The following is a 5,065-nucleotide window of genomic DNA, read 5'->3' as shown; positions in this document are numbered from 1 at the left end:
TGAGACAATAACAACCTATATCAGATAACAGCCCCGTATAAGCGGGGCTTTTTTTTTTGCAGTCAGCACAGAATCTGACATACTGCATTACTCTTTAAGCCAGTACACACAGCGTCCCCTCTAGCGAGGTGCCACCGTGACTGGTTCAGGGGGCTCGCCGCCCCCCGAAACCCCTGGCATCCACTGCGAAAAATTCTCACGGTGGTGCGAATTTTTTCTCAGCGGAGCCTATGGAAAAGCGAACGAAAGAGATCAAAATCCGTCTTACTGAAACTGAGCATCAGCGACTGCTTGATCGCTGCGACCGGGCTCATCTTGCGGAGTGGCTGCGTCAGCTTGGTTTGGGAGAACACACCTCACGCAGGCGCCGTGTGCCAGAGGTTGCGCCCGAACTGCTGCGACAGGTCAGCGGGATTGGCAACAACCTGAACCAGATAGCCCGCCGCCTGAACCAGACTGATTCCCTGACGCCGTCTGAACGTGCCTCGCTGCTTGTCGTACTGACCAGCCTTGACCGGCAGCTTGGCGACCTGCTGGAGCAGAACCGTGATCGTTAAAATTCACTCACGCGGTGCGGGTTCCGGCAGTGGTCCGGTGGATTACCTGCTGGGTAAAGACCGGCAGCGCGAACAGGCCAGCGTACTGCGCGGCAACCCTGAACATGTGCGCGAACTGATCGACGGCTGCGACTTTGCCCGCGCCTACACCTCCGGCGTGCTGTCATTCCAGGAACCTGACATTGCAGACGCGGAGAAATCGCGCCTGATGGATGAATGGGAGCACACGCTGCTGACCGGCCTCGACCGCGACCAGTACACCTGCCTGTGGGTGGAGCACCGCGACAAGGGACGGCTTGAGCTGAATTTTGTCATCCCGAACATCGAATTGCAGAGCGGCAAACGCCTGCAACCCTACTTTGACCGCGCTGACCGCCCCCGTGTCAATGCCTGGCAGACCCTGACCAACGACCGACTGGGGCTGCGCGACCCGAACGACCCGACTTACCGCCGCCCGCTGACGCAGGCCAGTGATCTGCCCCGCGACAAACAGCAGGCGGCAGAGAAAATCACCGCCGGCCTGATGAACCTGATGCAGCAGGGCGTGATCCGCAGCCGGCAGGACGTGGTGACGCAGCTGGAAAGCTACGGCCTGACCGTGGCGCGGGAAACTAAAAGCAGTATCAGCATTGCCGATCCGGACGGCGGCCGAAATATCCGGCTGAAAGGAATGATCTATGAGCGAGATTTTAAATTTGGCGAAGGGCTTCGAGGAGAAATCGAAGCAGCAGGCGCAGGATACCGAGCAGAGCGTGAAGCGCGAGTTCGCGAGGCTGGAGACGTCTATCAGCGCGGAACTGCAATCAAGCGCGCAGAGCATCAGCAACGCTATCCGCGAGCAGAACGGCAGGCTGACGGGCATGCTCAGGAAGTCAGTCTCAACAGCAATGGCGTGGATATTCATCTGCTTCGCCCTGCTGATCGGCATCATGGGCGGGATAATCTGGTTTCAGGGCACGATCATCACCTCACGCCTGAGCGAGATGGACAGCTACAGCCAGCAGCTGGCGAGCCTGAAAGCGAAAAGCGGCGCGGGCGTGACGATTTACAGCGACGAAAAGAACCGGAACACCTACCTGGCGGTGCTGCCGAAGCAGGCGCACGGCGTGGAAACCTACACCTCGCAGGCCGGGAATACCGTGGTGAAATACACGGCGAAATAACCTCATCAGAGCGCCATGAAACGCCACAGCATGTTTTTAACACCGAGGATGACCAAAACCATGACCGAGATGGAAAAACAGCTTCTGAGCGCCTTAGAGAGCTTACAGGCAGGCTACGAGCAACAGCAGCAGGCGTGGCAGGACAGCTACAGCAGTTTGCAGCACATGTTCGAGGCTACCTCACAGGCGCTGACGCACAGCGACCGGGTGTGTCAGCACTTGAGCAGTCAGGTGGACAGCTTGCGCGCGCAGGTCGAGAGCTTGAGCAGGAACGTCAGCCGCTTGATGCGCTGATTGCGCAGCATGACCGCGCCCGTGCGGAAAAGCTGCGCGAGCAACAGCCGGAGCCGCAGAAAAAGCCGACCCGGTACTATGGCCCCTCGATGTGACCTCTTTTCCGGAATCAGAATTAAGTGTACTATGTACTCCGTTAAATACAGGAGACAACCGTGAGTCACACGATTGAATTTATCGAGACCCCGATGTTTACCCGTCAGATAAAACAGATCGCCACGGATGAAGAGCTCAGGGAGCTGCAAAAGACGCTGATTGAGTCGCCGGACAAAGGCGATCTCATCCAGAAAACCGGCGGGCTGCGAAAAGTCAGAATGGCGACGGGCAACCAGGGAAAAAGCGGCAGCGCGAGGGTGATTTATTTTCTGGCCACCGCCGAGGTGATTTATCTGGTGATGGCCTACCCGAAAAGCACCAAAGACAGCCTGACGGACGCGGAGAAAGCCGCGCTGAAGACGCTGACCCAACAACTGAAAGACGAGGTGTGACATGAGTTTTTTTGACGAGCTGAAAGCATCGCTGGAAGAAGCCGTTGAAATCAAAAACGGCGTCAGAGAGCCTGCCCGCGTCACCCGTTACGAGCTGGCAGACGTGAAGGCTATCAGGGCACAACTGAACGTTTCACAGAGTGAGATGGCGAAAGTGCTGGGAACCAGCCTCGACACCATAAAAAGCTGGGAAACCGGACGCCGTAATCCGACCGGACTGGCGGCGAAGGTGCTGGCAACCATCCAGGCGAACCCGAAATTCTTCCAGGAGCTGGCGGCGCACTAAGCCGTTGTGACAGAAGGATTCGACAGGCGAGGCCGTTCGCGTGTAATTTAACGGCAACAGAAAAAACAAAGCCCCGGCATCATGCTCAAATCTTGGCGGATCCGCATGATAACCAGGGCCAGGTACGAAACCTTGAAAGGATATTAGCACATGAAACGTGCCAGACAACAGCCCGCCATAAGCGCAGGGCGCATTGCATAACGCCGCACTCACACTCTTCAACGACCGCTTACCGCACAAGCCGTACTTTTCGGACGATCTGCATTTTGGTGTACGGATTGCCGGTAAGGAACGCGCCATTCTGGCGAAATACATCCAGTTTAATCAGCCTCACGCCATGTTCTGGCTGGGATTCGACGTCGATCGCGCCGGTGCCGCCATCGACTGGAGCGATCGCAACGCCCCCGCGCCTACGTTGACCATCACCAACCCCGACAACGGACATGCGCACCTGCTGTACGCGTTGAAAACCTCGATACGCACCGCACCGGACGGAAAAATAAAGCCATTGCGCTACGCCGCCGCCGTTGAGAACGCGCTACGCAAAAAATTAGAGGCTGACGCGGGGTATTCGGGGCTAATCTGCAAAAATCCGAACCACGGCCACTGGAAAATTGCCGTATGGCAACCTGAACTTTACACGCTGGACTGGCTGGCTGACTTTCTCGACCTGAATGCGGCGAACGACAAAGAAATCGTTGCTGACTACGGTTTAGGCCGTAACTGCACCCTGTTCGACAGAACCCGCAAGTGGGCATACCGCGCTATCCGTCAGGGCTGGCCTGAGTATGACCAGTGGCTTCAAGCCTGCTACGAACGCGCCAGTGCCTATAACCTGCAATTTGCAGCACCACTGGATGATAATGAGGTGAACGGTATTGCTAAAAGCATTGCTAAGTGGACGAGTATAAAAATAACAGAATCATCTTTTAAAGAGTATGTAGAAAAAACACATACATCCGATATCCAGTCTTTACGGGGTAAAAAGAGTAAAGGTGGTGGACGACCTTTTAATCCTGAGTCCTTAACATCAAAAAAACCATGGCTAAGCATGGGGATAAGTAGAAGCACGTATTATCGACAATTAAAGAGGTAACTATGGCTAGTTCTTATGAAGACTTTTTAGGCGATTCTTATGACTACAACTCACAAACTTTCGATGCTGACAAAGCAAAACAGGAAGCAGAAGAAAAAAAAGAAAGATTTAATATTATATTGTTCGGTGCCACTGGCGTTGGGAAAAGCTCCTTAGTTAATGCTGTTTTTGGGGAGGAAATAGTCAAGTCTGGAGTGGGTAAACCAGTTACTCAGCATCTGAGTAAAATTAAAGTTCCCAAAAAAGGAATGGTATTATGGGACACTAAAGGGATTGAATCTAAAGATTATGAAGAAACAATAAATCAATTAAAAAAAGAAATTAAATCTAGCTTTGATAACTACTCACACTTGGATGATGTTCCTCACCTTGGTTGGATGTGCATTGATGCTTCTGGCGCCAGAGTTGAACCAAGAGATATAGAGCTTATCGGGATATTAAAAGAATATGACATACCTATTGTAATTGTATTCACTAAAACTCTTGAAGATGACACTGATGAATTTGTTCGCGAGGCTATCAATGAAATTGATAGCCATCATGGAAGTTATGTTTCTGGTAACTATGTTTGTGTTAATTCAAGAGAAAGAAAAATAGGGAAGTTTACTGTTCCAGTAAGTGGTTTGGATGAGTTAGTTGACTCGAGTTTTAAATGTCTTCCAGAAGCTAAGAGAGGTGCAAAGCAAGCCTTAAAAAAGGCTCAAATGGTTAAGATGGGAGAACGGCTTGAAGCCATGAAAAGTGGCGCGAGAAACATCGTTCATGGAGCGTCAGCAGCAGCTGGAGCTGTCGGAGCTTCTCCTATTCCGGGGTCTGATGCGCCGTTAATTGCAGCTGTACAAAGTGGAATGATATATAAAATAAACTCTGAGTTTGAATTGGACACATCTACATCAACAACTACATCTGTTGTAGCAGGCATTCTTGGTATTACAGCTGTTGCTCAAGTAGGTAAGGCTGTTGTTTCTAATGCGTTAAAATTTATTCCTGGTGTAGGTTCCCTTATTGGTGGTGCCATTTCTGCAGCTACTGCTGTAGCTCTTACCCAAGCCGTAGGTCATGCTTACATCCAAGTTCTGGTTTCCTACTACAACAAAGAAACCGGGATCGTCGAGTTGCCGGAAAGTACCACTTCAATACTCTCTGTCTTTAAAGAGCATTTTTCCTTCAAAAAATAGCGT

General features: G+C 51.9%; 7 protein-coding genes and 1 pseudogene. All 8 read left to right on the top strand.

Annotated features, from left to right (window positions below; all coding sequences use genetic code 11):
• Positions 1–230: 230 nt before the first annotated feature.
• The 8 genes and pseudogenes from FHN83_RS26220 (at position 231) to FHN83_RS26185 (ending at position 5,062) form a co-directional block, all read left to right on the top strand.
• The gene (locus FHN83_RS26220) at positions 231–557 is read left to right on the top strand and encodes a MobC family plasmid mobilization relaxosome protein (RefSeq protein WP_114505637.1); all 327 of its coding nucleotides are present in this window, start codon (positions 231–233) and stop codon (positions 555–557) included.
• A pseudogene (locus FHN83_RS29065) lies at positions 547–864 on the top strand (relaxase); the annotation flags it as partial. The gene FHN83_RS26220 and the pseudogene FHN83_RS29065, both read left to right, overlap by 11 nt.
• 370 nt (positions 865–1,234) lie before the next feature.
• Positions 1,235–1,720 (top strand): MbeB family mobilization protein, encoded by a 486-nt coding sequence (locus FHN83_RS26210; RefSeq protein ID WP_139565498.1) that lies wholly within the window; start codon positions 1,235–1,237, stop codon positions 1,718–1,720.
• A gap of 15 nt (positions 1,721–1,735) precedes the next feature.
• Complete coding sequence (locus tag FHN83_RS26205; protein ID WP_327062116.1) at positions 1,736–2,014, top strand: MbeD family mobilization/exclusion protein; 279 nt, start codon at positions 1,736–1,738, stop codon at positions 2,012–2,014.
• A 155-nt stretch (positions 2,015–2,169) separates the two neighbouring features.
• The gene (locus tag FHN83_RS26200) at positions 2,170–2,502 is read left to right on the top strand and encodes a type II toxin-antitoxin system RelE/ParE family toxin (protein WP_001715142.1); all 333 of its coding nucleotides are present in this window, start codon (positions 2,170–2,172) and stop codon (positions 2,500–2,502) included.
• 1 nt (position 2,503) lies between these two features.
• The gene (nadS, locus tag FHN83_RS26195; RefSeq protein WP_001697687.1) at positions 2,504–2,788 is read left to right on the top strand and encodes a NadS family protein; all 285 of its coding nucleotides are present in this window, start codon (positions 2,504–2,506) and stop codon (positions 2,786–2,788) included.
• A 193-nt stretch (positions 2,789–2,981) separates the two neighbouring features.
• On the top strand, positions 2,982–3,884 hold the full coding sequence (locus tag FHN83_RS26190; protein ID WP_139565497.1) for a replication initiation protein: 903 nt from the start codon (positions 2,982–2,984) through the stop codon (positions 3,882–3,884).
• A 2-nt stretch (positions 3,885–3,886) separates the two neighbouring features.
• Positions 3,887–5,062, top strand: a complete 1,176-nt coding sequence (locus FHN83_RS26185; protein WP_114447050.1) for a GTPase — start codon at positions 3,887–3,889, stop codon at positions 5,060–5,062.
• The last annotated feature ends 3 nt before the right edge of the window (positions 5,063–5,065 follow it).

It is taken from the genome of Leclercia adecarboxylata (assembly GCF_006171285.1).
In the GTDB taxonomy this organism is placed as follows: domain Bacteria; phylum Pseudomonadota; class Gammaproteobacteria; order Enterobacterales; family Enterobacteriaceae; genus Enterobacter; species Enterobacter barmai.
The sequence above is the reverse complement of the archived record's forward strand: the minus strand, read 5'-3'. Positions and strand labels throughout refer to the sequence as shown.